This is a genomic window from Chryseobacterium sp. Marseille-Q3244 (assembly GCF_940807095.1).
Classification (GTDB): domain Bacteria; phylum Bacteroidota; class Bacteroidia; order Flavobacteriales; family Weeksellaceae; genus Chryseobacterium.
This window is the reverse complement of the sequence record NZ_CALNWX010000007.1, coordinates 134,396-160,883: the sequence shown is the minus strand read 5'-3', so window position 1 is coordinate 160,883 and position 26,488 is coordinate 134,396. Positions and strand designations below refer to the sequence as shown.

Annotated in this window: 22 protein-coding genes; 20 read left to right on the top strand and 2 right to left on the bottom strand. The window is 38.3% G+C overall.

Features of this window, described 5'->3' with window-relative positions:
• The first annotated feature begins 88 nt into the window (after positions 1-88).
• From NBX25_RS14285 to NBX25_RS14200, 18 genes are all read left to right on the top strand, one after another.
• Positions 89-973, top strand: coding sequence for an AraC family transcriptional regulator (locus NBX25_RS14285; protein WP_250254125.1), 885 nt, complete (start codon positions 89-91; stop codon positions 971-973).
• A gap of 88 nt (positions 974-1,061) precedes the next feature.
• Entirely contained in the window at positions 1,062-1,967 is a 906-nt protein-coding gene (locus NBX25_RS14280; protein ID WP_123855911.1) for a dihydrodipicolinate synthase family protein, read from the top strand.
• Between the two features lie 15 nt (positions 1,968-1,982).
• Complete coding sequence (locus NBX25_RS14275) at positions 1,983-3,467, top strand: aldehyde dehydrogenase (NADP(+)) (protein ID WP_250254124.1); 1,485 nt, start codon at positions 1,983-1,985, stop codon at positions 3,465-3,467.
• Positions 3,464-4,462, top strand: coding sequence for a 4-hydroxyproline epimerase (locus NBX25_RS14270; RefSeq protein ID WP_250254123.1), 999 nt, complete (start codon positions 3,464-3,466; stop codon positions 4,460-4,462). The genes NBX25_RS14275 and NBX25_RS14270 overlap by 4 nt, the downstream gene beginning before the upstream one ends.
• A gap of 14 nt (positions 4,463-4,476) precedes the next feature.
• On the top strand, positions 4,477-5,742 hold the full coding sequence (locus tag NBX25_RS14265; RefSeq protein WP_250254122.1) for an NAD(P)/FAD-dependent oxidoreductase: 1,266 nt from the start codon (positions 4,477-4,479) through the stop codon (positions 5,740-5,742).
• Between the two features lie 213 nt (positions 5,743-5,955).
• The gene (locus NBX25_RS14260; protein WP_250254121.1) at positions 5,956-8,112 is read left to right on the top strand and encodes a M43 family zinc metalloprotease; all 2,157 of its coding nucleotides are present in this window, start codon (positions 5,956-5,958) and stop codon (positions 8,110-8,112) included.
• 184 nt (positions 8,113-8,296) lie between these two features.
• A complete protein-coding gene (locus NBX25_RS14255) occupies positions 8,297-8,794 on the top strand; it encodes a GNAT family N-acetyltransferase (protein WP_250254120.1) in 498 nt (165 codons plus the stop codon).
• Between the two features lie 153 nt (positions 8,795-8,947).
• Positions 8,948-9,364, top strand: coding sequence for an RrF2 family transcriptional regulator (locus tag NBX25_RS14250; protein WP_284346231.1), 417 nt, complete (start codon positions 8,948-8,950; stop codon positions 9,362-9,364).
• An 80-nt stretch (positions 9,365-9,444) separates the two neighbouring features.
• Positions 9,445-10,158, top strand: coding sequence for a phosphoadenylyl-sulfate reductase (locus NBX25_RS14245; protein ID WP_250254227.1), 714 nt, complete (start codon positions 9,445-9,447; stop codon positions 10,156-10,158).
• A gap of 12 nt (positions 10,159-10,170) precedes the next feature.
• On the top strand, positions 10,171-11,079 hold the full coding sequence (cysD, locus tag NBX25_RS14240) for a sulfate adenylyltransferase subunit CysD (RefSeq protein WP_250254118.1): 909 nt from the start codon (positions 10,171-10,173) through the stop codon (positions 11,077-11,079).
• 104 nt (positions 11,080-11,183) lie between these two features.
• The gene (locus NBX25_RS14235) at positions 11,184-12,422 is read left to right on the top strand and encodes a sulfate adenylyltransferase subunit 1 (protein WP_250254117.1); all 1,239 of its coding nucleotides are present in this window, start codon (positions 11,184-11,186) and stop codon (positions 12,420-12,422) included.
• Between the two features lie 5 nt (positions 12,423-12,427).
• Positions 12,428-13,258: a serine O-acetyltransferase EpsC gene (epsC, locus tag NBX25_RS14230; RefSeq protein WP_250254116.1), complete on the top strand. Its 831-nt coding sequence runs from the start codon at positions 12,428-12,430 to the stop codon at positions 13,256-13,258.
• Between the two features lie 28 nt (positions 13,259-13,286).
• Positions 13,287-14,198: a cysteine synthase A gene (gene cysK, locus NBX25_RS14225; protein ID WP_250254115.1), complete on the top strand. Its 912-nt coding sequence runs from the start codon at positions 13,287-13,289 to the stop codon at positions 14,196-14,198.
• 25 nt (positions 14,199-14,223) lie between these two features.
• Positions 14,224-15,069, top strand: coding sequence for a uroporphyrinogen-III C-methyltransferase (gene cobA, locus NBX25_RS14220; protein ID WP_250254114.1), 846 nt, complete (start codon positions 14,224-14,226; stop codon positions 15,067-15,069).
• Positions 15,059-16,768: a diflavin oxidoreductase gene (locus NBX25_RS14215; RefSeq protein ID WP_250254113.1), complete on the top strand. Its 1,710-nt coding sequence runs from the start codon at positions 15,059-15,061 to the stop codon at positions 16,766-16,768. The genes cobA and NBX25_RS14215 overlap by 11 nt, the downstream gene beginning before the upstream one ends.
• A 31-nt stretch (positions 16,769-16,799) precedes the next feature.
• A complete protein-coding gene (locus NBX25_RS14210; protein WP_250254112.1) occupies positions 16,800-18,473 on the top strand; it encodes an NADPH-dependent assimilatory sulfite reductase hemoprotein subunit in 1,674 nt (557 codons plus the stop codon).
• Between the two features lie 403 nt (positions 18,474-18,876).
• Complete coding sequence (locus tag NBX25_RS14205) at positions 18,877-21,750, top strand: TonB-dependent receptor (protein ID WP_250254111.1); 2,874 nt, start codon at positions 18,877-18,879, stop codon at positions 21,748-21,750.
• 4 nt (positions 21,751-21,754) lie between these two features.
• Positions 21,755-23,272, top strand: a complete 1,518-nt coding sequence (locus tag NBX25_RS14200) for a TSUP family transporter (protein ID WP_250254110.1) — start codon at positions 21,755-21,757, stop codon at positions 23,270-23,272.
• Between the two features lie 184 nt (positions 23,273-23,456).
• On the opposite strand, the gene NBX25_RS14195 is transcribed toward NBX25_RS14200, so the two are convergent.
• On the bottom strand, positions 23,457-23,960 hold the full coding sequence (locus NBX25_RS14195; protein WP_250254109.1) for a hypothetical protein: 504 nt from the start codon (positions 23,958-23,960) through the stop codon (positions 23,457-23,459).
• Between the two features lie 153 nt (positions 23,961-24,113).
• Between NBX25_RS14195 and NBX25_RS14190 the strand changes: the two genes are divergently transcribed.
• Entirely contained in the window at positions 24,114-24,617 is a 504-nt protein-coding gene (locus tag NBX25_RS14190; protein WP_250254108.1) for a GNAT family N-acetyltransferase, read from the top strand.
• A gap of 8 nt (positions 24,618-24,625) precedes the next feature.
• Here NBX25_RS14190 and NBX25_RS14185 read toward each other — a convergent pair whose 3' ends face one another.
• Positions 24,626-25,714 (bottom strand): alpha/beta fold hydrolase, encoded by a 1,089-nt coding sequence (locus NBX25_RS14185; RefSeq protein ID WP_250254107.1) that lies wholly within the window; start codon positions 25,712-25,714, stop codon positions 24,626-24,628.
• A 186-nt stretch (positions 25,715-25,900) separates the two neighbouring features.
• Between NBX25_RS14185 and NBX25_RS14180 the strand changes: the two genes are divergently transcribed.
• A complete protein-coding gene (locus NBX25_RS14180) occupies positions 25,901-26,383 on the top strand; it encodes a hypothetical protein (protein ID WP_250254106.1) in 483 nt (160 codons plus the stop codon).
• Positions 26,384-26,488: the final 105 nt, after the last annotated feature.

The window sequence follows — 26,488 nt, the reverse complement described above, 5'->3', positions numbered from 1 at the left end:
TTAATTTGATATTTAATGTTCATATTTTGCTTACATTCGGCAATATTTTAACATTCCTAATCATTGATCCCTTTAAAATATTGATTATATGAAGAGCCTCCAGTTTTCAGTTCCTGCCGACACCAATAAAAGCATCCGTATTCAGGAAGATATTATGCCTAATTTCTATCCCTATTTTCATAGACACACGGAAACTCAAATCATGTGGATTCTTAAAGGGCATGGTACTTTGGCGATAGAACAAAACCTTTTTACCTTTGAATCCGGAGATATTTTCTACCTGGGAGCCAACCAGTCACATGTTTTTAAAGGAGCTTTTAATGAAAACGAAAAACAAAAGGTTCATGCCATTTCTATATTCTTTGATCCTGATAAAAAAATAGCCGCTTTTTTTGATCTCCCTGAATTTGAAGAGCTTAAAAATTTCATTGAATACTCAAAAACAGGATTTCAGATTGCTTCAAAGCTAAAATTGAGTGTGGGTGAAAGCATGGCAGCTTTACAAAAAACACAAGGCATAGAACAGATCATCGATTTTATAAAGATCTTAAATCATCTGATGCAGAACAGGCATTTGCATATTCCTTTATCCTCAGAAAAGAACCTGCCTAATCATATTTCGGATAATGACCAGCGAATTATAGATGCTCAGAATTATATTAAGAAAAATTTCACCCAGCAGAAACTCACCCTTGATCTGATTGCGAAAGAAGCTTGTATGACTCCACAGGCATTTTGCAGATCTTTTAAAAAACGTACCAGAATTACCTATATTCAATATCTTAATGAATTACGAGTGCAGAGAGCTTGCAGATTATTAACCTCCAGCAGCATGTATAACATTTCTTCCGTTGCTTTTAACAGCGGATTCACCAGTCTTACCAACTTCAACCGGGTATTTAAATCCATCATGAAGTACTCCCCAAAAGAATATCTGAAGCATTATAAAGAGGCTACTACAGACCACGAATAAGCACATGTTAAAATGCGGTTAGAATACATTAAAATATTAACATTTACCGTTTTAAAATTCACTTAGTTTTGAATAAATATTATTTGATATGAGTACAAAACTAAACTGGGAAGGGATTTATCCTGCTGTATTAACTCCTTTTACAAAAGAAGGAAAGATTGATTTTGAAATGTTTGCAGTCAATACAGAAGCCCAGATTAAAGCCGGAGTACATGGAATTATCCTTGCCGGAACATTAGGAGAAGCCAGTGTCTTGGAAACCGAAGAAAAGTTTGAACTTCTCCAATATGCTAAAAAAATGACACAAGGCAGAATTCCCGTTATTCTTAACCTTTCTGAAAATACAACCAAAAATGCAGTAGGCTTTGCCCAAAAAGCAAAAGAACTGGGAGCGGATGGATTAATGCTTCTCCCTCCAATGCGTTACAAAGCAGACAGCCGTGAAGTGGTAGAATATTTCAAAGCAGTGGCTAGTGCTACAGATCTTCCTATTCTTATTTATAACAATCCTGTTGATTACGGAATTTATGTAACCTTAGAAATGTTTGATGAGCTTATTGAATATCCAACCATTCAGGCAGTGAAAGAATCTACCAGAGATCTGGCTAATGTAACCAGAATGATCAACCGTTTTGGAAAAAGAATTAAAATTCTTGGTGGTGTAGATACTATTTGTCTTGAAACATTAATGCTTGGTGCTGACGGACTTGTTGCAGGGTTGGTAGATGCTTTTCCCAACGAGACAATGGCTATGTACAACTACGCCAAAGCAGGAGAATATGATAAAGCAGTGGCTATTTACAGATGGTTTATGCCATTGCTAGAACTGGATATTCATCCTAAGCTGATCCAATATATTAAACTGGCTGCTACTGCCGAAGGAATCAGCAATCCATACGTAAGAGCACCCCGTCTTGAACTTCAGGGTGAAGAAGCAGAAAGAGTTAACAAGATTATTGAAGAGGGCAGAACCAACCGTCCGGTATTGAATTAACATCAGAATAAAGCTATGACCGAAGAAACATCAAAACAAAATATTGATCTGAGCATTCAGATGGCTTCTGAAGCTTATCAATTCCTGAAGAATACAACGATAAAAGAACGGGCAGCATTTATGAATGCTGTTGCCGATCAAATTGAAGCGTTAGGAGATGAACTTTTCACCATTGCTCATTCTGAAACTTCACTACCTCTGGCAAGACTTACAGGTGAAAAAGCAAGAACGGTAGGCCAATGGAGAAGTTATGCCAAAGCAGTAGCCTCCGGAATATATACAGAACCAAGAATTGATCTTGCCCAGCCTGAGAAACAGAAAGGAGATCTCAGAAAGTATAATATAGGATTAGGGCCTGTAGTGGTTTTTGGAGCCAGCAATTTTCCGTTTGCTTTTTCCACGGCAGGCGGTGATACTGCAAGTGCCATAGGAGCAGGATGTCCTGTGATTGTAAAAGCTCATCCGGCACATCCTAAGACCTCTCAAATCATGGCTGATGCGATAATCAATACGATAAAAGAATTCGGTTGGCCTGAAGGTATCTTCAGCCATATTACAGGAACTTCCTATGAAATCGGAACTTATTTAACACAGCATCAGGATATTCAGGCAGTAGCATTTACCGGTTCATTCAATGGCGGAAAAGCACTGTTTGATATCGCCAATCGTCGTGAAAATCCTATTCCCGTATTTGCTGAAATGGGAAGTATCAACCCGGTATTTGCACTTAAAAACCTGATTGAAAATAAAGCAGAAGCATTGGCTAAAGAATATGTCAGCTCATTAACCTTAGGTGTAGGGCAATTCTGCACCAATCCGGGAGTGTTTATTGCTGTCAAAGGAGAGTCTCTGGACCGGTTTGTCTCTACGGTTAAACATGAAATTACAGGTATTGCACCTGCCAATATGCTTCATAAAGGAATATATGAAAACTTTGAACATCATAAAGGAAATGCAATAGCGCAACCTGATATTGAAGTCATTACATCCATAGAAACAGAAGAAGGAAAAGGAAGTGCTGCCATTATTAAAACCAATGCTCAGAAATTTCTCGATAATCCTGCATTGAGTGAAGAAGTTTTCGGCCCATTTGGTATCATCGTCACTTGTGAAAACAAAGAAGAGCTCATACAAATCGCTAAAAAACTAAAAGGACAGCTAACCATTACTGTAGCAGCTACTTCAGATGATATCCATGAAAATGCGGAACTGATTCATCTTTTGAAAGATAAATGTGGAAGGTTGCTGTTCAATGGAATGCCGACTGGAGTAGAAGTTGTGTATGCCATGCAGCATGGAGGACCTTTCCCGTCTACAACAGATGCCCGTTTTACTTCCGTTGGGCCTGATGCTGTTAAGCGATTTGTTCGACCAATTTCTTTTCAGAACTGGCCGGATGAATTCTTACCAGAAGAACTCAAGAATGAAAACCCGCTACAGATCAATAGACTTGTGGATGGAGTAGCTAATTCAGGATCATTAAAATTAGAAACCGTATGAATAGAACATTTTTTTGTATAGATTCCCATACCTGTGGCTGTCCCGTACGTCTAGTAGCAGGAGGTGGACCGATTTTAAAAGGAAACTCCATGATGGAGCGCAGGCTTCACTTCATGAAAGAATATGATTGGATTCGAAAAGGTTTAATGTTTGAACCCCGCGGACATGACATGATGAGCGGAAGCATTCTTTATCCACCTATTGATGAAGAAAATGACATTGGAGTATTATACATTGAAACTAGCGGATGCCTTCCTATGTGTGGACATGGAACTATAGGAACTGTTACCATTGCCATAGAAGAAGGTTTGGTTGTCCCTAAAATTCCAGGAAAACTACGCCTGGAAACCCCAGCCGGACTTATTCTCATAGATTATATACAGGAAGGGAAAAAAGTAAAATCTGTAAAACTCACCAACGTAAAATCTTTTCTCTATGCTGAAAATCTTGAAGTAGAATGTCCCGATCTGGGTCACATAAAAGCTGATGTCTCTTATGGAGGAAATTTTTACGCCATTATTGATCCTCAGGAAAACTTTAGAGATATTTCTGATTTTACGGCAAGTCAGCTTATCCATTATGGGAAGATCATCAGGAAATTACTTAATGAAAAATATCAATTCATCCATCCTGAAAATGAACACATTTCCGGGTTAAGCCATATTCAATGGACGGGAAATCCCACAGATCCCAAGGCCAGTGGACGAAATGCCGTTTTAGTAGGGGAAAATGCCTTAGACCGCTCTCCTTGCGGAACAGGAACATCAGCAAGAATGGCTCAATGGTATGCTAAAGGAAAACTAAAAAAAGGGGAAAAGTTTATCCATGAAAGCTATATCGGTTCCCAATTTATTGGGAGAATTGAAGGCACCGCTACGGTGGATGGCAAACCGGCTATTGTCCCTTCAGTAGAAGGCTGGGCAAGAATTACCGGCTATAACCAGATTATTATTGATGATGAAGATCCTTATTGGCAGGGCTTTCAGGTAATGTAAAGTTTGTAAAAAGTATGACACAAAATAAAGGTAAAGCACTTATTATCGGTGCAGGAATAGCAGGACTCAGTTCAGCGTATTATCTTTTACAAAAAGGCTGGCAGGTAGAAATCCTGGAACAGAATGATCTTACCAACAATTGTTCTTACGGCAATGCAGGAATGATTGTACCCAGCCATTTTACTCCATTGGCAGCTCCCGGAGTTGTGGCACAGGGCATTCGATGGATGTTTGACAGTAAAAGTCCGTTTTATGTGAAACCCTCGCTCAGTACACAATTGTTATCCTGGGGCTTAAAATTTATGAAACATTCCAATCAGAACCATGTAGACCACTCAGCAGCAGCCATCAGAGATCTTAATTTGGCAAGCAGCAGTCTTTACAATGAAATTGCCCAAAAACCTGAATTCGATTTTGAATTGAATCAAAACGGAATTCTGATGCTCTATAAAACGGAAAAAGTAGCCGAAGAGGAAACAGAACTAGCTCATAAAGCCACCAGTTTAGGATTAACAGTTGATATTCTGGATAAAAAGGGAATTCAGGAACTGGAACCCAATGCTCAACTGGATGTTATTGGGGGAATCAATTACAAATGCGATGGCCATATGAACCCGGTAAAGCTGATGAAACAAATGATTTCTTACCTTAAAAGTAGTGGCGTTATTTTCCATACACAGCATAAGGTAACGGGATATGAAATTGCAGGGAACACCATAAATGCAATCATAGCGAATGATAAAAAGTTTTCAGCAGACCGTTTTGTAATGACCGGAGGTTCATTTTTGCCGGAACTTGCGCAAAAAGCAGGGATTAAAATTCAATTGATGCCAGGGAAAGGTTATTCTTTTATGCATACTCCAGAGAACCCAATCCATAAATTGGAGCATGCCGCTTTATTATTGGAAGCAAGAGTAGCGGTAACCCCTATGAATGGATACATCCGTTTTGGCGGAACCATGGAGCTGGCTTCTCATCAGAATAAAATTAATATGAAGAGGGTAGAGGGAATTGTCCAATCTATTCCCAAATATTTGCCAGATTTTCAGGTTAAATTACCCAAAGAATCGGAAATCTGGTTTGGTTACAGACCTTGTGCTCCGGATGGACTTCCATATCTGGGACAATCTTCCCAATTAAAAAACTTGATCATCGCAGGCGGCGGTGGCATGATGGGACTAAGCTTAGGGCCCATTTTTGGAAAAACAGTTTCTGAGCTTGCCAATGACCAAAAGCCAACGGTTGAGATAAAGATATTCAACCCTGAAAGATTTAATTAAAAAAACATCACATAACCCACAAAATTATTATTTATGAAAACAGTAACTCTTGCAATACCTTCTATTATGAAGATTGCATTTTTTAACAGGTTCTTACTTTGCTATTCCTGTGAAAGCGAAGAATCAGAACCATTGGAGATGGTAAAGTTGTTGACAAAAGCATAGAAAAATTGACTATTCAAATAATTTATTAACAAACAAATCCAAAAAATCATGAAAAAATTTAAATTACTACTACTTGTTTCCCTATTTCCAATAATAGGTTTTGCTCAGGAAAATAGACCTCATGAGTGTAAAGCAGATGAAATGATGAAAAATCATTTTGAACGGCACCCTGAATCTAAGGTTGAATATGAAAAATTTGAAAAATTCACCAAAGATTTTGTAAGAAAAATAGAATCAAACAAAACTCCATTGAATGAAAAAGTCAACAATCCCACCTACATCATCCCTGTGGTTTTTCATGTGTATGGAGAATCTCAGAGTAATGTAAAAGTAAATTACCAAAAAGTAGTTGACTTGCTGCAACAAATCAACTTAAATTTCAATGGAATCAATACCGATTCAAACACTATAGATCCTTACTTCCAGCCGATTAGGGGCACATTAAGCATTGAATTCCGCTTAGCTAAAATTGATCCAACCGGAAAAGCAACAAGTGGAGTGGTATTTCACCCTTTCAAAAGTGGATATGGCAACGGAGGCGGATATGATGCACAAATTGGAGCAGATGCATGGGATAATACAAAGTATATGAATGTGTATATACAAAATGATCTATATGCTGATAAAGATTTATATCAATCAGGAGTTGCCTGGTATCCGGATTCATACATGTCTTCAGTAAATACAGCAAGAGTTGTTTATAATGGCCGTTATATATATGATGCTGCAGGAACGGTGGCTTCAAACGAGTTTTCTGATACATTCACTCACGAATTTGGACATTGGCTAAATCTTCAACACACGTTCAATGTTCTTTGCTCGACTGCGAACCCTAGTAATGATGGTGACGGAGTTGCTGACACCCCAGTAGAAAATAATTCTTCCGGATTAGGGTGTACAACCGGAAACAATTGTCTTGGACAAAAAGTGAACGTTGAAAACTACATGGGATACAACGGTTCCGCCGGGTGTTATAAAATGTTTACCAATGGACAAGTTAACAGAATGTTAGCCGCATTAAATCACCCGTCAAGAATAAATTTATGGCAGCCTGCCAACTTAGTCGCAACCGGAGTTGCCAATACTCCTCCTAAATTAACGCTTAGCAACAGTACCTTTACAGAGAACTTAAACAATAATGGAGTTGTGTCATTAGATGGAACAGTAGCATCTGCCCCTAAATCAACGATTACGCTAAACGGAGCAACATTTGCTGTATCGAATGGAACAACTCTTACTGCAGGAACACATTTCACTTCTTCATTACCAGCAGGACAAACAGCAACTATCGCAGTTACAAGTCCTACTACTGCTACACTTACCATAAATGGTGCGGCAACCAGTCACTCTAAAAGCCAGGTTCTGAATTCATCAATTACGTTTCTAAATCCGGCTATAACAGGAGGCGTAACTTCATTAGGATCAACTACATCTTTGGCATTAACTTTTTCTTACAAAGATCCTTATAAAATAGTTACAGGAACTCCTCTGGAAAGTTATGCCAATCCAACACCAACAACAGTAACAACCAACTCCGGAGCACCCTGGAAATATTTTATCATTAACCCAGAGCTTAGTGATGATGCAGGGTATGGTGCTTGGTACTATGGAGCCAATCAATTAAAATTGGAAACCTATTGGAAAGGATTAGTATGTGGGGTAGGGACAAGAAATATTAGTTTAATTCCGTCTTGCACCACTATAAGTAATGCAAATAATATAGGTTATCCAACGGGTACTCCTGGACAACTTGACGTATATACCCCTACATACACTACCTGGTCTGGCCAAACAGCTTATGTTGGTTTTAGAAACCAATTCGAAGGCTACAATATTAACGGCTATTTCAAACTGAATGTTGGAGCCAATGGTTCTGGTTATTCTGTAACTGACTTTGCCTATAATACACAACCAAATGGCAGTATTACAACGCCTTGTGCATTACCATTATCATCATTATCCACTTCAGACGTTGATACAACAAACTCAGAAACTTCCATTTATCCGAATCCAGTTTCTGATGTATTGAATATTAAAACAAATGGGAAAATTAAATCAATTTCTGTTTACGACATGTCTGGAAGAAAAATGAATGCTAAAGTTATTGGGGATAAGGTTGATGTTAAACACTTCCTAGGCGGAACTTATCTAATTGATATTGAAACTTCTTTAGGGAAATCTTCCCAAAAATTCATTAAAAAATAGGATCAAACATACATTTAATGAAATAATTTAGTATTGATATATTAGTTATTCACTTGTTGAATAAAAGATGGGCTTAATTTTTTAAGTCCATTTTTGCTTTATGTCGAATATTATCAGGTTTTATCGGCAATTGTGAGTTTATTTACGTAATTTTATTCATCAATTTCAAACGCAAATTATTCTTATGTACTATAAAAACGACACGATCATTATACGGGAGTTCACTCCTCAGGAACTTCATTTATTTTTAGATCTGTTTACAAACGAAAATGTTACCCGTTATCTGCCTTATAAATCCCCCGAAGAATTTAAGCAAATGTTTGAAAAAGCATTATTGGATTATAAAGAAGGGTCACTCAGCAGATGGGGAATATTTGATGCCCAGAATGGTGCTTTCGTGGGAGTATGCCTCGCCAGAATTTTCGCTGAAAATGCCAACTCCATAGAAATAGGCTATATGCTTGGAGAGAATTACTGGGGAAAAGGGATCGGAACTCAGGTTTGTAAAGCACTTGCTGACTATTGTCTTTCAGCCGATCAGGAAAAGGAAATCGTTGCATTAACAGACCTTGATAATATTGGCTCACAGAAAGTCCTTCTAAAAAGTGGATTTAACAGATTGGAAAACCTGGAAAGAGAGGACAGAGCATTAGCATATTTCTTATTTTCAAAAGAGCAATAAATAAAAAGAGCTGAAAATGTGAAGAATGGTCTGTATTATACTTTACCACCGTTGCACTTTCAGCTTCCTTTACTTTTCCTGGGCTAAAAATATTTCAGGATCATTTATCTTTCGTTTCATTTATCAGATAATTTGTTATACCTTGCGTAGATTATGATGTCCAAACGTTGCAAATATGCGCTGAAAGCAATGGTCAGATTAGCAAGAAATTACAATCAAGGCTATCTGTCCACTTCGATTATTGCACAGGATGAAAACATTCCCAAAAAGTTTCTCGAGCAAATCCTTCTTGAACTTAAAAGAACTAAACTTGTTAACAGTAAACAAGGAAAAGTAGGTGGATATTACTTATTAAAATCACCTGATGAAGTATCATTGGCGGATATCTACCGTATTTTCGACGGGCCTATTGCATTAACCCCTTGCGTATCTTTAAACTTCTACGAAGCATGTGACGATTGCGTAGATGAAGCAGAATGTTACCTTAGAAACGAGCTAATGATCGTTCGTGAGAAGACCAGAAAAAGCATGATGGAGGCTACTCTGACCAAGTTTATCGGTAAAAAATAATTTTTTTTCATTTAAATTCTACTATTTTGATAGGAGTTATAGAATTTTATATATATTTGCATCAACAAATTGGAATGGAAATGGAAAATAGTCTGAAAAACGAATTCGAAAAATTGAAAGAAGAAATCCTAGGAGAGTCTTCTCAACAGGATATTTTGCAATCACTTACAGAAATATTTCCGGGTGAAGTAGTGTTTTCAACAAGCTTCAGTTATGAAGATCAGGTCATCACTCATTTAATAAAAAACCTGAATGTAGAGATTTTCACATTGGACACAGGAAGGCTTTTTGAACAGACTTATGAAACCTGGGCTTCTACAAAAGCATTCTTCAAAAAAGAGATCAAAGCGTACTATCCCGATACTGAAGAACTGAAAAAATTTGTATCAGAAAACGGCCCCAATTCTTTTTATCAATCCGTAGAGCAGAGAAAAGCATGCTGTACCATTCGTAAAGTACATCCACTGAAATCTGCTTTGAAAGGATATAAAGTCTGGATCACCGGTTTAAGAGCTGAACATTCCCCCAACAGGCAGAATATGCCGTCATTGGAATGGGACGAAGATAATCAGATCATTAAATTTCATCCGCTTCTGCACTGGAGTACTGAACAGGTGACAGATTACGTAAAAACCAATCAGCTTCCTTACAATTATCTTCATAAAAAAGGATTTGTAAGCATCGGATGTGAGCCTTGTACAAGAGCCATTCAGGAAGGAGAAGATTTCAGAGCCGGCCGCTGGTGGTGGGAAGATGCCAACAAAAAGGAGTGCGGTCTACATATTCATCAATAAAAAAGAAAAAACATGTCAACATATCATTTAGATTACCTGGATCAGTTGGAAGCTGAATCTATTTACATTTTAAGGGAAGTAGCAGGACAGTTTGAACGCCCGGCACTTTTGTTCAGTGGTGGAAAAGACAGTATTGTGCTGGCTCATTTAGCATCCAAAGCATTCCGCTACGGAAAAATACCTTTCAAGTTTGTTCATGTAGATACAGGGCATAACTTTCCTGAGGTCTTGAACTTTAGAGATGAACTTGTTAATCACCTGGAAGTTGACTTGGTAGTTCGCAAAGTGGAAGATACCATCAAAAAGAAAGAGTTAACAGAGCCTAAAGGAAAATTCCCAAGCAGAAACTGGCTGCAGACCTTTACTTTACTGGATACTATTGAAGAATTTGAATTTGATGCCTGTATCGGAGGCGCCCGCAGAGACGAAGAAAAAGCCCGCGCCAAAGAAAGAATCTTCTCTGTTCGTGATGAATTCGGACAGTGGGATCCAAAACTTCAACGTCCGGAATTATGGAGCATCTTCAACGGAAAAATCCATAAAGGAGAAAATGTAAGAGTATTTCCGATCAGCAACTGGACAGAGCTTGACATCTGGAATTATATCCGAAGAGAAAAAATTGAACTTCCTTCCATTTACTTCTCACATGACAGAGAAGTGGTAGATCTCAACGGGCAATGGATTGCTAATTCTGACCACGCAACCCTGGAAACAGATGATGTAATTACTGTAAAAAAGATAAGATACCGCACCGTAGGCGATATGACCTGTACCGCTGCAGTAGAATCTAAAGCGACAACCATTGACGCGGTGATTGATGAAATTGTAGCCACAAGAATCTCTGAACGTGGCGAAACCAGAATTGATGACCGTGTCACAGAAGCGGCAATGGAAGATCGTAAAAAAGGAGGCTATTTTTAGATAAGTAATTAGCAATGAGTAATAAGTGATTAGATGACAACTTTTTTACTTATGACATTCACCATTACTCATGACCTATTATTCATTACTCATAAACAAAACAGATGGATATATTAAGATTTATAACAGCAGGAAGCGTAGATGACGGTAAAAGTACCTTGATCGGAAGACTGCTATACGATAGTAAAAGTATTTTACAGGATCAGTTAGAAGTACTGGAAAAACATTCTAAAAATAAAAATGATGAAGGGGTAGACCTTGCTCTTCTTACGGACGGCTTGCGTGCTGAAAGAGAGCAGGGGATCACCATCGATGTTGCATACAGGTATTTTTCAACCTCAAAAAGAAAATTTATCATTGCCGATGCACCCGGTCACGTACAATATACAAGAAACATGATTACCGGAGCTTCCAACTCCGATTTGATGGTAATCCTGATTGATGCCCGTCAGGGAGTAATCGAGCAAACAAGAAGACATTCTATCATTGCTTCATTATTAAAACTGAAAAAAGTAGCTGTAGCCATTAATAAAATGGACATGGTGGACTATTCCCAGGAAGTATTTGAAACCATTAAAGCAGATTATGCTAAAATTGCGGAAAGTCTTGGATTAAATGACGTAAGCTATTTTCCGATTTCGGCCCTTAAAGGCGACAATATTGTTTCCACATCAGCTCAGACAGATTGGTATGAAGGTACTTCACTTTTAGAATATCTGGAAAATGTTACCCTGAATGAAGAGCTAAATACCGGCAGCCGTTTTCAGGTTCAGTATGTCATTCGTCCTCAGACTGAAGAATTGCATGATTACAGAGGATATGCAGGACAGATTTTAAGCGGAAAGTTTCAGAAAGGAGACCCAATCCAAATCCTTCCGGCAGGCATTACAACCGAAATCGCTAAAATCGAGATCAACGGAATTGAAAAAGAAGAAGCCTTTGAAGGACAGCCTGTTGTGATTCATGTAAACGACGATATAGATATCAGCAGAGGAGATATTTTTGCTACCGAAGAACAGCTTCCTGTAGTTGAAAAAGACCTTGAGGTTCTGTTATGCTGGCTCGACCAAAAATCTTTGCAGCCTGGTAATAAATACCTTTTACAGCAAAACAGCAGACTGATAAGAGCCGTAGTAAAAGAGATTGATTATAAGATTGATGTGAATACCCTTACCCAGGAAAAAGCAGAAGGGGATATCAAACTGAATGAAGTGGTAAAAGTAACCCTACGAACGGCACAACCTTTGGTCTATGATAGTTTTATCAATAACAAAAGAACAGGTTCTGCAATTTTGGTAGATGAAACATCCAATTCAACGGTTGCAGCCTGTATAATTCAGTAAAGAAAATGTCAATTTCAAACAATTTAATTGAGAGAATTCATGAGAGTAAACAAAATAAAACCCATGGATTCTTTGACAGAGCCAGAGTAAAGGTTTTTGTAACAGAATTGTATAAAGTATTGTTTCTTCCACAAGAAGTCAATACGCCTGACCAGCTGAAACAGGATTTTGCCCAACTGCACGATCATCTTTCAGTCCTGATTAACACAATCACAAGAGATAAAGACCTTACCGAAGTGCAGGTAAATGCTTTTTTTGAGGCCTTGCCACAAATTTATGCCCATCTCGTTCAGGATGCACAGTCTATCCTTGAATTTGACCCGGCAGCAGACTCTCTGGAAGAAATATACCTTGCGTATCCCGGATATTTTGCAACCTATGTATACAGGATTTCGCATCAGCTCTGGAATCAGGAAGTCCCTGTTTTACCCCGTGTTATTTCAGAATATGCACACAGCAAAACAGGAATAGACATTCATCCGGGAGCAGTGATTGGAGAATATTTTTTCATCGATCACGGAACCGGAATTGTTATCGGAGAAACCACCGTTATTGGCGATCATGTCAAAATATATCAGGGAGTAACCCTCGGTGCCTTGAATGTCTCCAAAGAAAAAGCCAACCAGAAAAGACATCCGAATATTGAAGACCATGTCATCATCTATTCAGGAGCCACTATTTTGGGTGGAAATACAACCATAGGCAGGGAAAGCGTTATTGGAGGAAATGTGTGGATCACACAGGATGTCCCACCTAATTCCCTGGTCTATAACAAAAGTGAAATAAGAATAAAGGATAATAATCCCTTACCGGAATCATTAACCTTTGTAATATAAAACAGAAAAAACAAAAAATTGTATTGATATGAAATTTCAGAATGCCCTAGAAACCATTGGAAATACACCAGTCGTAAAGATCAATAACTTATTCAATTCAGATCATGAGATCTGGATCAAATTAGAAAAAAGCAACCCAGGCGGAAGTATTAAAGACAGAATTGCCCTGGCAATGATTGAAGATGCAGAAGCCAAAGGATTACTGAATAAAGACAGCGTTATCATAGAACCTACCAGTGGAAACACAGGAATCGGATTAGCATTGGTAGCAGCAGTAAAAGGATATAAGCTTATTCTGGTAATGCCGGACAGTATGAGTGTAGAACGCCGTAAGATCATGGAAGCCTATGGTGCTGAATTTCTGCTTACCCCAAGAGAAAAAGGAATGAAAGGAGCCATCGAGAAAGCTAATGAACTGGCAGAAGAAACTCCTAATTCATGGATCCCTAGACAATTTGACAATCCTGCGAACGTAAAAATACACGTTGAAACTACCGCTCAGGAAATTTTAAAAGATTTCCCTGAAGGATTAGATTATGTGATTACAGGAGTAGGAACTGGCGGACACATCACAGGGATTGCCAAAGCATTAAAGCAACAGCTTCCCAACCTTAAAGTCATTGCGGTAGAACCTGAACTATCTCCGGTATTGAGCGGCGGAAGTCCTGCACCACATCCATTACAGGGTCTTGGAGCCGGATTTGTACCTTCTATTTTAGATATTACCCTTTTAGACGGAGTGATTACAGTAGGAAAGGATGAAGCCTATGAATATGCCATTAATGCGGCTAAAAAAGAAGGTCTTTTTGTAGGAATTTCTACAGGAGCCGCTTTAGCCGCTATCGCAAAACAATTACCGGAAATACAACCCGGAGCTAAAATTCTTACCATCAATTACGATACCGGAGAAAGGTATCTTTCTATTGAAGGACTCTTCTAAAATCCTTTAACTAACACCGATTTCAATGAACACAACAATAAAATCACCTAAGGTTTACCTTATCGGTGCAGGGCCCGGCAGCCCTGATTTGATCACAGTAAAAGCCGTAAAAGCTATTGCCAAAGCAGACGTTGTTCTTGCTGACCGTTTGGTAAGTCCTGAAATTTTAGAGACTTATGTTAATAAAGACACAGAACTTATCTATGTAGGCAAAGAATGCAGTAAAAATGCCTCTACCCCTCAATCACTTATCAATACTCTAATGGTAGACTATGCTTTACAGAACAAAACAGTCGTAAGACTTAAAGGGGGAGATGTGTCTATTTTTTCTAATATTCTGGATGAACTTCAGTCTTTGAAAGAAAATCATATTCCATTTGAGATTATCCCCGGAATTACAGCTGCTTTGGGAGCTGCGGCGTATGCCGGAATGCCTTTAACAGCCAGAGGATATTCCACCTCTGTTCGTTTTCTGACGTATTATAAGTCTGAAATTCTTACAGAAGAGTATTGGAAAGATCTTGCCAACACTCAGGATACGCTTGTGTTCTATATGTCTAAAGGAAACCTGACCAGTCTGGTAGAAAAGTTCATTGAACTGAATATTTCCAACGAGAAAAAAATCGCTGTGATTGAACAGGCAACAACTCCTTATCAAAAAGTGTACACCTCATCTTTTGAAGGTTTCAGTAAAACACTTGGTGATAAAGCCTTTGCCTCACCTTCATTGGTGGTGATAGGAAAAGTAGTGAGCCTTCATGAGGAATTCTCCTGGCTGGAAAATGCAGAACAGGAAGGTCTTTATTTTAAATCGGTTGAAAACGGAAGCTTAGTCCCAAAAACTCAAAATTTCTTCGAATATGCTGTCTGAAACTAAATTAAATATTCTTAAACAGATCTCCAGTGATTTTTCCAGAGATGAATCTATCTGGGCAAGCGGATACCTTGCAGGATTAGCCGGAGCTCCACTTACAAGGGTACAGCCTCCTTTACAGGTAACATTACCGGAACAGAATACGGTTAAGAAAATCACCCTGGCTTATGGTACAGAAACCGGAAACAGTAAAAAACTGGCAACAGCTCTTGCCGGAATTATCAAGAAAAAAGGAATTCAGGTTAAATTAGCCGATCTTTCTCAATATAAGCCTAAAGACTTAGCTAAAGAAGAGTTTTTCTTTGTAGTTATCAGTACACAGGGAGAGGGAGATCCACCGGTATTGGCTAAGAAATTCTATGATTATATCTATGAAAATGAAATCAATCTCAGTACTTTAAAATTTGGAGTTCTGGCGCTGGGAGACAGCAGCTATCCTCTATTCTGCAAAACAGGCGAGGATGTAGATTCCCGATTTGAAGTTCTTGGAGCGCAACGTATCATTCCATTAAAAAAATGTGATATTGATTACGAACAGGATGCTCAAAACTGGATTGATCATGTTTTTGAAGCTGTCAATAAAACGTCTGTTAGCAGTGTTAAAAACCCATCTGCTCAGAAAGCTTCAACAGGAAGAAAAAAATACCAGGGTACAGTATCCGCGATTATCAATCTGAACGATATTACCTCTGAAAAAGAAACCTATCACATTGAAATAGAAACAGAGGAAGCTTTAAGCTATCAGCCTGGTGCCGCGCTGGGAATTATTCCTTTCAATTCAAAATCTGTAGTGGATGAAATTATTGCTGTAACAGGAATTGATTCCCAAAAACGCATCGAAACTTCAAAGGTTACGGATACGGTAGAAGAACTATTGCACAAACATCTTAATATTAGCTATTTACTCAAAACTGTAGTGGCTCAATATGCTAAGATTACAGGACATTCTATCCCGGAAGTCCGTTTAAGCCTTCTGGATCTGCTTAGAATTTATCCTGTTAAAAATGCAGAAGAATTTGAAGAAGTAATCCAGATTCTGACAGCTCAGGCACCACGACTGTATTCCATATCGTCTTCTCCGGAAGCCCATGGCGAAAATGAGATTCATATAACCGTTGCCAGATCGGAATTCTTTATTGACCACCAGAAACACAACGGTCTGTGCAGCGGTTATCTCAGCGAGTTTAGCGAAGGTGGAGAGGTTGAATTTTATATTCAGGATGCAGGACATTTCAAATTGCCGGAACCGGATAAAGATGTCATCATGATTGGCCCCGGAACCGGAATCGCTCCTTTCAGATCATTCCTTTGGGAACGTGATGCCACTGGAGCGGAAGGGAAGAACTGGCTGTTTTTTGGAGACAGGAACTTTGTTTCAGACTTTATTTATCAGGCTGAACTTCAGGATTTCCTTAAAACAGGAAGCTTAACCCACTTGGATCTTGCCTTTTCAAGAGATACCGCTGAAAAAGTATATGTTCAGCACAAACTGGAACAAAAAGCGCAGGAAGTTTTTTACTGGCTTGAAAACGGAGCATCAGTCTATGTATGTGGAACCAAAGATCCTATGAGCCGTGATGTAGAAAATACCCTGCTCAATATTATTCAGCATCATGGAAAACGCAGTCAGGAAGAAGCGGTTCATTACCTGGAAGAAATGGAGCTCAACGGCCGATATGCTAAAGATGTTTATTAAAAAGTACCCACACCCTTAAAAGAAAACAATTATGAGCCATAAAGATAATCTTTCCCCTGTAGAAAGAATTAAAACCCAAAGCAACGGACTCAGAGGAACCTTAAAGGAAAGCCTTGCCGATGATTTTACCGGAGCAATAAGAGAAGATGATCAGACTTTAATCAAGTTCCATGGTATGTACCAACAGGATGATAGGGACAGAAGAGAAGAACGTGTTTCTAAAAAACTGGAATGGTTGTATTCCTACATGATAAGATTAAGGCTTCCCGGCGGATTTTTAACTTCGGATCAATGGATCGGAGTTAATGATATTGCCAATGACCATTCTACAGGAACCATCAAAATAACAACCCGTCAGACGCTTCAGCTGCACGGTATTTTAAAATCTCATTTAAGACCAACCATTCAGAATTTTAATATCAATCACCTTGACTCCATAGCGGCTTGTGGAGACGTTAACAGAAATGTTACCTGTACAGCCAATCCATCAGAATCTCCATTGCACCAGCAGACTTATGAGTTAGCAGGTAAAATCAGTGAAATGTGTCTTCCAAAAACCAAGTCATACTATGATATCTGGATTGATGATGAATTAATGGTAGATCGAAAAACTGAAGAAGATCCTTTATATCAGGACAGATACCTTCCGAGAAAGCTGAAGATCGGAATTGCAGTTCCGCCTAACAATGATGTAGATGTCTTCATTAATGATATTGCCCTGATTGCTATTATTAAAAACAATGAAATCGTAGGATATAATATTGCTGCTGGAGGCGGATTGGGAGCGACTCACGGAAATGAAGCCACTTATGCCCGCCTTGCTTCAGTACTTGGATTTGTGGATTCTGAGGAAAAAGCTTTAAAAGCTGTCTATGAAATTATCACTGTACAGCGTGATTTCGGAAACCGTAGTGATAGAAAGCTTTCAAGATTAAAATACAGCATTGATAAACTTGGGATCGATCAGTACAGAACCGAAGTGGAAAAAAGAACAGGCTTCAGTTTTGAACCTGCCAGAGCATTTAAGTTTGAACAGAGAAAAGACCGCTATGGCTGGACTCAAAATCATGAAGGGAAATGGTTTTACACTGTTTTCGTAGAACATGGAAGAGTTCTTGATATTGAGGGCTATCTTTTAAAATCAGGATTATTAAAGATCGCCCAGACTGCCCCTGTGAATTTCAGATTTACCTGTAATCAAAACCTGATTATTGCTGATATCAATGAAAAGGACAAAGCTGAAATAGAAAGACTTTTACAGGAATATAGAATTTCAGAGGCTACTGAAAAAGCAAGTGCCCTGCGTAAAAACTCTGTAGCGTGTGTTGCCTTGAATACCTGTTCATTGGCTTTAGCAGAAGCACAGCGTTATTTGCCGTCCCTGGTTACCAAAATAGAACCTATTCTTGAAAAATATGGTCTTCTGGAAGATGACATTACCATCAGAATGACCGGATGTCCTAACGGATGCGGACGTTCTCCTAATGCTGAGATCGGATTTGTAGGAACAGCTTATGGTAAATACAATCTTCATATCGGAGGCGATCGACTGGGAATGCGTCTGAATACAAAATACAGAGAAAATATCGGCGAAGAAGAAATTCTGACCACGCTGGATGAACTTTTCGGAATCTATGTAAATGAAAAGCATACAGAAGAAACATTTGGTGATTTTTCATACCGTTACTTACAAACCTTAAACTGAAAATATGACTAGCCTTTTTTATGACCTGAAAAAACTAAAAAAACATCAACCATTTCTTCTAAGTGAGCGAATGTGTATGTGTTGTTGATTTTCAATAATAACAATATATACAGACTGTTTGAACCCTATTTGATACTACAAAGGTTAAACCTTTTTTACTAATAACACTTAAAGGACTGGAGAACCACCCCTTCAAATCTTTGATTTGCCACCCCTTCAATGGAGGGGAATTTTCAGCCCTTTAATTGTAATTTGAGTAAATCCATACTACTTAAGTACTCTTGTGTAAGCAAATATTTTTTGCTTGAAATAGCTTAAGTGTTAAAACTTTTGTGCCTTTTGTGGTTAGAATACATATCAAGTTCAAACAGCTCCATTCTTACTCACCTAAAATAGAAGAACAATGAAAAACAAAAGACAGGGATATTTCCTGCCTAAAACAGGAGTTATACTATTCACATTTTTATTCTGCAACCTTGCGGAAGCACAACAGCTTATCGAATTAAGCGGAATCATCAGAAATACAGGAACCCAAAAAGGACTTGATGCTGTAAAAGTACAGGTTGAAAACACACAGGATACCGCATCAACAGATCAGCTCGGGAATTTTAAGATCAGAACAAGGGTAACCATTCCTTTTCGTTTGATTATCAACAAAGATGGGTTTTCCAGCCAAACGGTAGAAATCCTTTCGCTTTCCAATAAACTTACCATCGGGCTTAATCCTCAGAATACCATTATTGATGATGTCGTTATTTCTGCCTCCCGTATTCCTGAAAAAATATTAAAATCACCGATCGCGATTGAAAAGATTGATATTAAAACCATACGTGAAAGCCCGGCAGCCTCTTTTTATGAAACCCTGGAAAACGTAAAAGGGTTACAACTTTTAACATCCAGCCTTACGTTGAAAATTCCTAATTCCAGAGGATTTAATTCTCCTAATAACTTCAGATTTATGCAGTTGGTAGATGGCGTAGATGTACAGTCTGCTACATTAGGGGTTCCACTCGGAAATGCAATTGGCCCTACAGAACTGGATATTCAATCTATGGAAGTCACTCCGGGAGCAGCCTCTGCGTTATATGGGATGAATGCCATCAATGGCCTTGCAAGCTTACAAACCAAAGATCCCTTTACCTCTGAAGGAGTAAGTGCGTATTTTCGTGGCGGGGTGAATCATGTAGATAATTTCAATCACAAAATTAGCTCTCTGGGCGAAAGTGCCATCAGATTTGCCAAAGTATTTCATAAAAACTTTGCCGTAAAATTGAATGCCTCTTATTTTACAGGGGTAGACTGGATTTCAGATAATCATACCGATCAAAACCCGAATTCGTTAATTACTGCCAACCCGAATTTTGCTTTAGCCAATAATCCAGCGGAAGACCTTTGGAACAAATATGGTGATGAAAGAAACAATAGAGTAGCGGTAAAAGTAGATTATAATGGAAAACCCACCACATTCAATGTTTCCAGAACCGGATATTTTGAAAAAGATCTTGTAAGCCCGGAAGTAAAGAATATAAAATTCGATGCCGGATTATACTATCGATTTGGAGATCAGTGGAAAGCTTCTTACGTATATCGTTACGGATTGCTTGACGGGACTTTTCAGCGAGGAAATAAAATCCGTTTGCAAAATGCCACCGTTCAAAACCATAAAGTAGAACTTACCGGAAAAGAATTGACGTTCAGAGCGTATGTTTCTATAGAAAATACAGGTGATTCTTACAATCTGAAACCTTTGGCTGACAATCTGGATCTAACCAATCTTTCCAACAATAACTGGAAAAGCATCTTCCAGACAGCACTTCAAAATAATCTGAATGCAGGAACAACTCTCAATGAAGCTCTTATTCTTGCCCGCCGTGAGGCTGACAAAAATAGAGTAGTCCCCGGAACCGCAGCATTTGAGCAGTTAAAAAACACCATCATCGGAATCAACAATTGGGATTCAGCCAATGCAGGAATTGCAGGAGCACCCGCAACGGGAGGAGCAAAACTGGAACAGAAATCCAGATTTTATCAAGGTGAACTGACCTACGATTTTAGCCGGTTTGTAAAGATTTTTAATCTTCTGGCCGGAATAGACTATCGCTTGTATAGCATCACTCCTGATGGGAACAACTTTGTAGACTTCAACAGACCTGTTAACGAAAGAAATATTCCTTTATCCAACGGGACTTTTGGTAAGGATGTTATTTATCAGAAATATGGAGCTTTCGCCCAGATTACCAAGCTTTTCTTTGATGAAAAATTAAAAATCAATGCTGCGCTCCGCATCGACAGAAACCCTGAATTTGAAGCCAAACTCAATCCGAGAATAAGTGTTGTGTATTCTCCCGCTAAACAGCATAATTTCAGAGCTTCTTTCCAAAATGGATACAGATTCCCATCGTTATTTGAAGCTCTTTCTTTTGTGAATAACGGAAATGTAAGAAGAGTAGGCGGTCTTTCAAAAGTAAATGACGGTTTGGGATATCTGGAAAACTCATATACTCTTGCTTCTATCGACAGATTTACTTCTGCCGTAAATGCTGATGTAGATGCTGGAAAAAGCCAAAGCCAGGCTGCTCAGGACAACAAACAACTTTTAGCTGTTGCCAATCTGCAAAAATTGCAACCGGAAAAGATCAATTCGTTTGAAATAGGGTATAAATCTGTTTTCTTTAACAACAAACTGGCGCTGGACTGGGATTTTTATTACAACATCTATGAAGGATTCCTTGGACAGGTAGAAGTAGCTGTTCCTAAAAACAGTCAAGTAGGAAGCAATGCAGCCGTTTTGGCGATGCTTGACAGAAGTAAACAAGACCGATACAGAGTATACACCAATAGCAACAGCATTTACAAAAGTTATGGCAGCTCATTGGGGATCCGATATAATGTGATTAAAAATTACAATGTCAATGCCAATGTATCTTACAACGATCTGGCTTCCAGCAATACTTCAGATCTGTTTATTACAGCTTTTAATACTCCAAAATGGATGATTAATGTAAGTGTAGGAAACAGAGAGATTATCAAGAATATTGGATTTACAGTGGTAGCAAGGTGGCAAAATGGTTTTGACTGGGAAAGCCCTTTAGCTTCAGGAAAAATTTCTGCTTACTATACTGTCGATGCCCAGGCTAGCTGGAAAATTCCTGAAATTCACGCAAATGTAAAAATTGGAGCCACCAATTTACTGAACAGACGTTACTTCCAATATGCAGCAGGCCCTGAAATCGGAGGTTTATACTATCTCGCTTTTACGTATGACTTAAAACTGTAATGAAATGAGTAATTCCTTATATCCCGTATTTTTAAAACTTGAAACATTATCCTTACTCATTATCGGAGGAGGAAAAATTGCCCTCGAAAAACTGGAATCGGTATTGGGTAATTCTCCTGAAACAGTTATAAGACTAATCGCAATCGAAATCAGTCCTGAAGTGAGAGCCTTACAGCAAAAGTTTTCCAATATAACCTTATACGAAAGAGCTTATCATGATGAAGATTTTAATGATACCGATGTCGCGATTATCGCTGTAAATAATATTGATTTAGCCTCACAGATCCGTGAAGATGCTCACAAAAAAAATGTATTGGTTAATATTGCAGACAAGCCCGACCTATGTGATTTCTATCTAGGTTCCATTGTTAAAAAAGGAAGTCTTAAAATTGCCATTTCCACCAATGGAAAATCTCCTACCATTGCTAAAAGGCTTAGAGAAACATTCACTGAAACCATCCCTGATGAAATGGACCTTGTGCTGGATAATATGCAGAACATCCGCAATCAGTTAAAAGGAGATTTTAACCACAAAGTCACAGAACTCAATAAGATCACCACACAATACCTGTCTGACGGAAAATTATCTCCTGCAAAACCTGATCTGGAGATTGAAAAGCTTATCAATATTACTAAAACGGTCCAGAGAAAAGCCAATATCTATCTGGCAATTATAGGAGTGATGCTGCTTATCGGAATCTTTGGTCTTGTGGTGTATCAGTTTGATCTTTCTAGTGACATTCAAACTTTCCTAAGCAAAGATGGTCATATTTTTTACTGGATGCTGTTTGCCGGTTTTATGGCTGAAATTGTTGCCGGATCCATGGGAATGGGATATGGAGTTATCTGTACTACTATATTACTTTTACTGAATGTTCCACCACCCGTTGTAAGTGCCAGTATTCACTCAGCAGAGTCTTTTACAACCGCTGCCGGAGGATTTAGCCATTATAAACTGGGAAATGTCAATAAAAAAATGGTTTGGGTACTGTTCCCGCTGGCTATTGTGGGATCTATCATTGGTGCATTAACTTTATCTCATTACGGAGAACATTATGCCCATATCGTAAAGCCGATTATTGCCTGTTACACCTTGTATTTGGGATCAAATATCTTGAGAAATGCCTTTAAAGAAAAAAATAAAGGCCGCATCAAAACCAAAAGAAGAACCAACCTGAGAGTACTGGGGTTTGTTGGTGGTTTTATAGATTCCTTTGCAGGAGGCGGTTGGGGGCCATTAGTTACCGGAACGTTAATTAAAGAAGGCAGAATTCCCCGTTATGTTGTGGGAAGTTCTACAGTTGCCAAGTTTTTGCTGACAGTAACCAGTGCCATCACTTTTATATTTACCATTGGAATTCATCACTGGAATATTGTGTTGGGACTTCTGTTAGGTGGAGTCTTTACCGCTCCGTTTTCCGCCATGCTTACCTCCAAACTTCCTACCAAGAAAATGTTTGTGGTAGTAGGAGTAGTCGTTATTCTGATGAGTCTGGTAACAATTGTCAAAACATTTTTATAAGGTCAGGATGTTAACAGTTTCCCTTTATGAAAATAAAGATATTCATCTATTTGTCTATGTGGTAAAATAAAATTCTTTCTAAAACCACATAGGCACATAGTTTTTTACGTAAAAAAATGGTAAAAAATAGAAACCTGGATAAGAATAACCGGATTTGTAATTAATATATTAAGTAATAGATAGGTTATTTTCTATCCTTTATCCCAATTACTTTTAAAGCACTAGATGTCAAAAAGATATCATCAAAAACAGTAAGCGATTCCACATCATTGAAACCTGTAGGGATCAGATCGTTTTTATTGAATGATAATTCTATAGAGGTATCGTAAGAAGCCACAATTCTTACTTTAGAATATCCGTTATAATCTACTCTAAAGCCTTCAAACATACAATTACGTTCTGCTTTCTGATACTCACCATACTCTTCAAAACCTGCCATATCTGTTCTCTCATGATCGTTGTCATTATGCTCCAATAATTTCCATGAAGTGTAATTTTTAGGTTCTTTCAATACATTTCCGTTGGGATCTACAGGAACAAACATTCCTAATGTAAGAGGTTGTTTTAAAAAATTAGCATAATTATTCATCAAACTCAAGGTTTGAAGATCGGCATATCCTTCGTGGGCATAATATTCAAGCACGAAGGTCGTCATCGGAATCAGCTTATGAGAAGCATCAGTCGGCATATTTGTTTTTTTCTTTTGGGCCGATAAAAATAGTATTTTTATTTACGTTTCCCAACGTAACATAAAGAATCCAACGGTATTTATACCCATTCTGAATAACAATAAGGAAAGATTCCCATGCATTTTTCGTAACTTCGTCCCATAACAGGAATAATGGTAGTGAATACATCTTTGCAGGATATTGAAGTGGTCCTTAGTTTATATAAAATAGCTTCTGATTTTAAGAAAACCGTATCCGGTATACAATGGCCTGAGTTTGATCGAAATATGATTGAAACTGAAATCAGTGAAAACCGTCATTTTAAAATTACAGTAGATAAACAGGTAGCTTGTGTATGGAGCATTACCTTTGATGACCACCAGGTTTGGGAAGATAAAAATGAAGATCCGGCTATATATATTCACAGAATCGCAACCAATCCTAACTTTCGTGGACAGAAATTTGTAGAACAGATCGTAGAATGGGCAAAACAATTTGCTTCTCAACACAACAAATTGTACGTAAGGATGGATACTACAGCGGGAAATCAGAGGTTAACAGATTATTATGTGAAATGTGGATTTACCTATCTTGGGGATCAAAAAATGACCGATACAGAAGGCCGTCCGGATCACTATCATAATGCTACAATGGCACTTTTCCAGCTGGATGTGTAAAGATTTTATTATTTGCAGACAGGCTGAACATCATTCAATAGAGTAACCAGCATTTTTCCAGGTTCTTCAAAAGGAATCAGGTGAGCTGAATTTTCAAACCATATTCCCTTTTTAAAAGGAGCTTTTACATTTTGAAGCCATTGATCCGTAGGCTCTGAGGGAGTGGTATAATCATGTCTGCCCATAAACATGAAAACCGGAATCGGAAATGATTTAATATTCTTAAAATCAGTATCAAGAAACTCCGGAAGTACTTTGGACAGGGTAAATAAACTTCCTTTTCCTATAGCTTCCGCATCATTATAGGAATACTCCGGAGATAGAAGCGGAGCCTGGAAGAAATACCTGGAATTGTTTCTGTACGCCGTTAAACCTCCGTAATATTGAGGCCATTTCCTTGCAATAATAATTCTCTGCCGCGTAATCGGGGTATTTCCCGGATAAGGCGCTATGGAAGCCAGCTCCTTTAAAGCCAAATCATTTTTCAGACGGGTAGCTTCTTTTACTGCAAAATCAACACTTAATCTTTCATTATCCCTGGTATTAATAATCTGCCCGATCCCAACATACGCATAGAATAGATCCGGTCTTTTTAACGCAGCCTTCATAGAGATTATTGTCCCCCAGCTATGTCCTATCAGAAGTACTTTTTTCTTTTTATATTTTTCTTTAATCAGTTCTGCAAGTTGTATAGCATCATCTACATATTGATTGATAGTAATCGTATTCTTTAAACTCAGCGTATCATTAGCATTATAGGTTTTACCGGATGCTCTCTGGTCATAATTCACTACCGTAAAATATTCTTCTATAGGCCGTTGAAACATCCACATCACCGGAGAAATAGGAGAGGCTGGTCCCCCATGTACAAATAAGATTACAGGATTTTCTTTATTCTGCCCACGAACATATACCCATTGTTGAGCACCGCCGATAGTCGCTTTATATCTTTCCTGAATTCCGTTAGGGCTTACGATCGAATCCAGGTCCTTGATAATTTCCCTGGCTTCACTATATTCGTTACCTGTTTTGGGGGCCTGTCCGAACATTATAAATGGGAGTAATAAAGCAATAAACGATATAATTGTATGTTTCATGATTGGTGTCTGTATGATTCAGTAGAGTTTTAATATACAATATGTCAGATATATACATTAAAAGTTACAACTGAGTATCAATATTGAAGGACACTAGTGATTATATATAGTTTCTACTATAATTCATTCATTTTCAATTAATTTTAAAAAGCTTATCTTTACGCTAACCAAACAAATCACATTAATATGTCAGTAACACCAGAAGGAGCCAGGAAGGCTCAGTTATCTTTATCTGAAAGGGCTCCCGTCGCTCACGCGGTTCTTTCAGGAGCAGAAAATATTTCAAAATACAGCAATGGAGTGTGCCACGATGTGGTTGCTTATGCCCTGTATATGAGAGGAGCCAGCATCACTCCGGATCAATTAGCAGGTTCAGCAGGCCAGAAATGGTTAGAAACCTTCAACTATACCGGAGGAAAAAAATGGGACGGATACTCTCCAATTCCTAAAGGAAAAGCCATTGGTTTCTACAGACCTATCGACAAAACATGGTTTCATTCAGCCATTACCACAGGAAACGGAAATGAAATCAGATCCGTTAATGGATTTTCATTAGGTTCTGCATGGTCTGTTCCGGTAGATATGAAATGGGTTCTTGGGAAAATCAATTCTGATGGAACGTTCAACTATGATGGAACTAAAATAGAAGTGTATATATCTCCTTTATAGCGGATGTAAAAAAATAAAGCCTCCTTAAAGTTATTTTAAGGAGGCTTTTTTATGGTCAAAAAGTATATTTTGATTTATTATACCAGCATCATAAAGAAGAAAGAA

Bases quoted from the DNA above. Each gene is read 5' to 3' on its own strand.
- NBX25_RS14285 (WP_250254125.1), top strand. From the start codon at position 89: ATGAAGAGCCTCCAGTTTTCAGTTCCTGCCGACACCAATAAAAGCATC.
- NBX25_RS14280 (WP_123855911.1), top strand. From the start codon at position 1,062: ATGAGTACAAAACTAAACTGGGAAGGGATTTATCCTGCTGTATTAACT.
- NBX25_RS14275 (WP_250254124.1), top strand. From the start codon at position 1,983: ATGACCGAAGAAACATCAAAACAAAATATTGATCTGAGCATTCAGATG.
- NBX25_RS14270 (WP_250254123.1), top strand. From the start codon at position 3,464: ATGAATAGAACATTTTTTTGTATAGATTCCCATACCTGTGGCTGTCCC.
- NBX25_RS14265 (WP_250254122.1), top strand. From the start codon at position 4,477: ATGACACAAAATAAAGGTAAAGCACTTATTATCGGTGCAGGAATAGCA.
- NBX25_RS14260 (WP_250254121.1), top strand. From the start codon at position 5,956: ATGAAAAAATTTAAATTACTACTACTTGTTTCCCTATTTCCAATAATA.
- NBX25_RS14255 (WP_250254120.1), top strand. From the start codon at position 8,297: ATGTACTATAAAAACGACACGATCATTATACGGGAGTTCACTCCTCAG.
- NBX25_RS14250 (WP_284346231.1), top strand. From the start codon at position 8,948: ATGATGTCCAAACGTTGCAAATATGCGCTGAAAGCAATGGTCAGATTA.
- NBX25_RS14245 (WP_250254227.1), top strand. From the start codon at position 9,445: ATGGAAAATAGTCTGAAAAACGAATTCGAAAAATTGAAAGAAGAAATC.
- cysD (WP_250254118.1), top strand. From the start codon at position 10,171: ATGTCAACATATCATTTAGATTACCTGGATCAGTTGGAAGCTGAATCT.
- NBX25_RS14235 (WP_250254117.1), top strand. From the start codon at position 11,184: ATGGATATATTAAGATTTATAACAGCAGGAAGCGTAGATGACGGTAAA.
- epsC (WP_250254116.1), top strand. From the start codon at position 12,428: ATGTCAATTTCAAACAATTTAATTGAGAGAATTCATGAGAGTAAACAA.
- cysK (WP_250254115.1), top strand. From the start codon at position 13,287: ATGAAATTTCAGAATGCCCTAGAAACCATTGGAAATACACCAGTCGTA.
- cobA (WP_250254114.1), top strand. From the start codon at position 14,224: ATGAACACAACAATAAAATCACCTAAGGTTTACCTTATCGGTGCAGGG.
- NBX25_RS14215 (WP_250254113.1), top strand. From the start codon at position 15,059: ATGCTGTCTGAAACTAAATTAAATATTCTTAAACAGATCTCCAGTGAT.
- NBX25_RS14210 (WP_250254112.1), top strand. From the start codon at position 16,800: ATGAGCCATAAAGATAATCTTTCCCCTGTAGAAAGAATTAAAACCCAA.
- NBX25_RS14205 (WP_250254111.1), top strand. From the start codon at position 18,877: ATGAAAAACAAAAGACAGGGATATTTCCTGCCTAAAACAGGAGTTATA.
- NBX25_RS14200 (WP_250254110.1), top strand. From the start codon at position 21,755: ATGAGTAATTCCTTATATCCCGTATTTTTAAAACTTGAAACATTATCC.
- NBX25_RS14195 (WP_250254109.1), bottom strand. From the start codon at position 23,960: ATGCCGACTGATGCTTCTCATAAGCTGATTCCGATGACGACCTTCGTG.
- NBX25_RS14190 (WP_250254108.1), top strand. From the start codon at position 24,114: ATGGTAGTGAATACATCTTTGCAGGATATTGAAGTGGTCCTTAGTTTA.
- NBX25_RS14185 (WP_250254107.1), bottom strand. From the start codon at position 25,714: ATGAAACATACAATTATATCGTTTATTGCTTTATTACTCCCATTTATA.
- NBX25_RS14180 (WP_250254106.1), top strand. From the start codon at position 25,901: ATGTCAGTAACACCAGAAGGAGCCAGGAAGGCTCAGTTATCTTTATCT.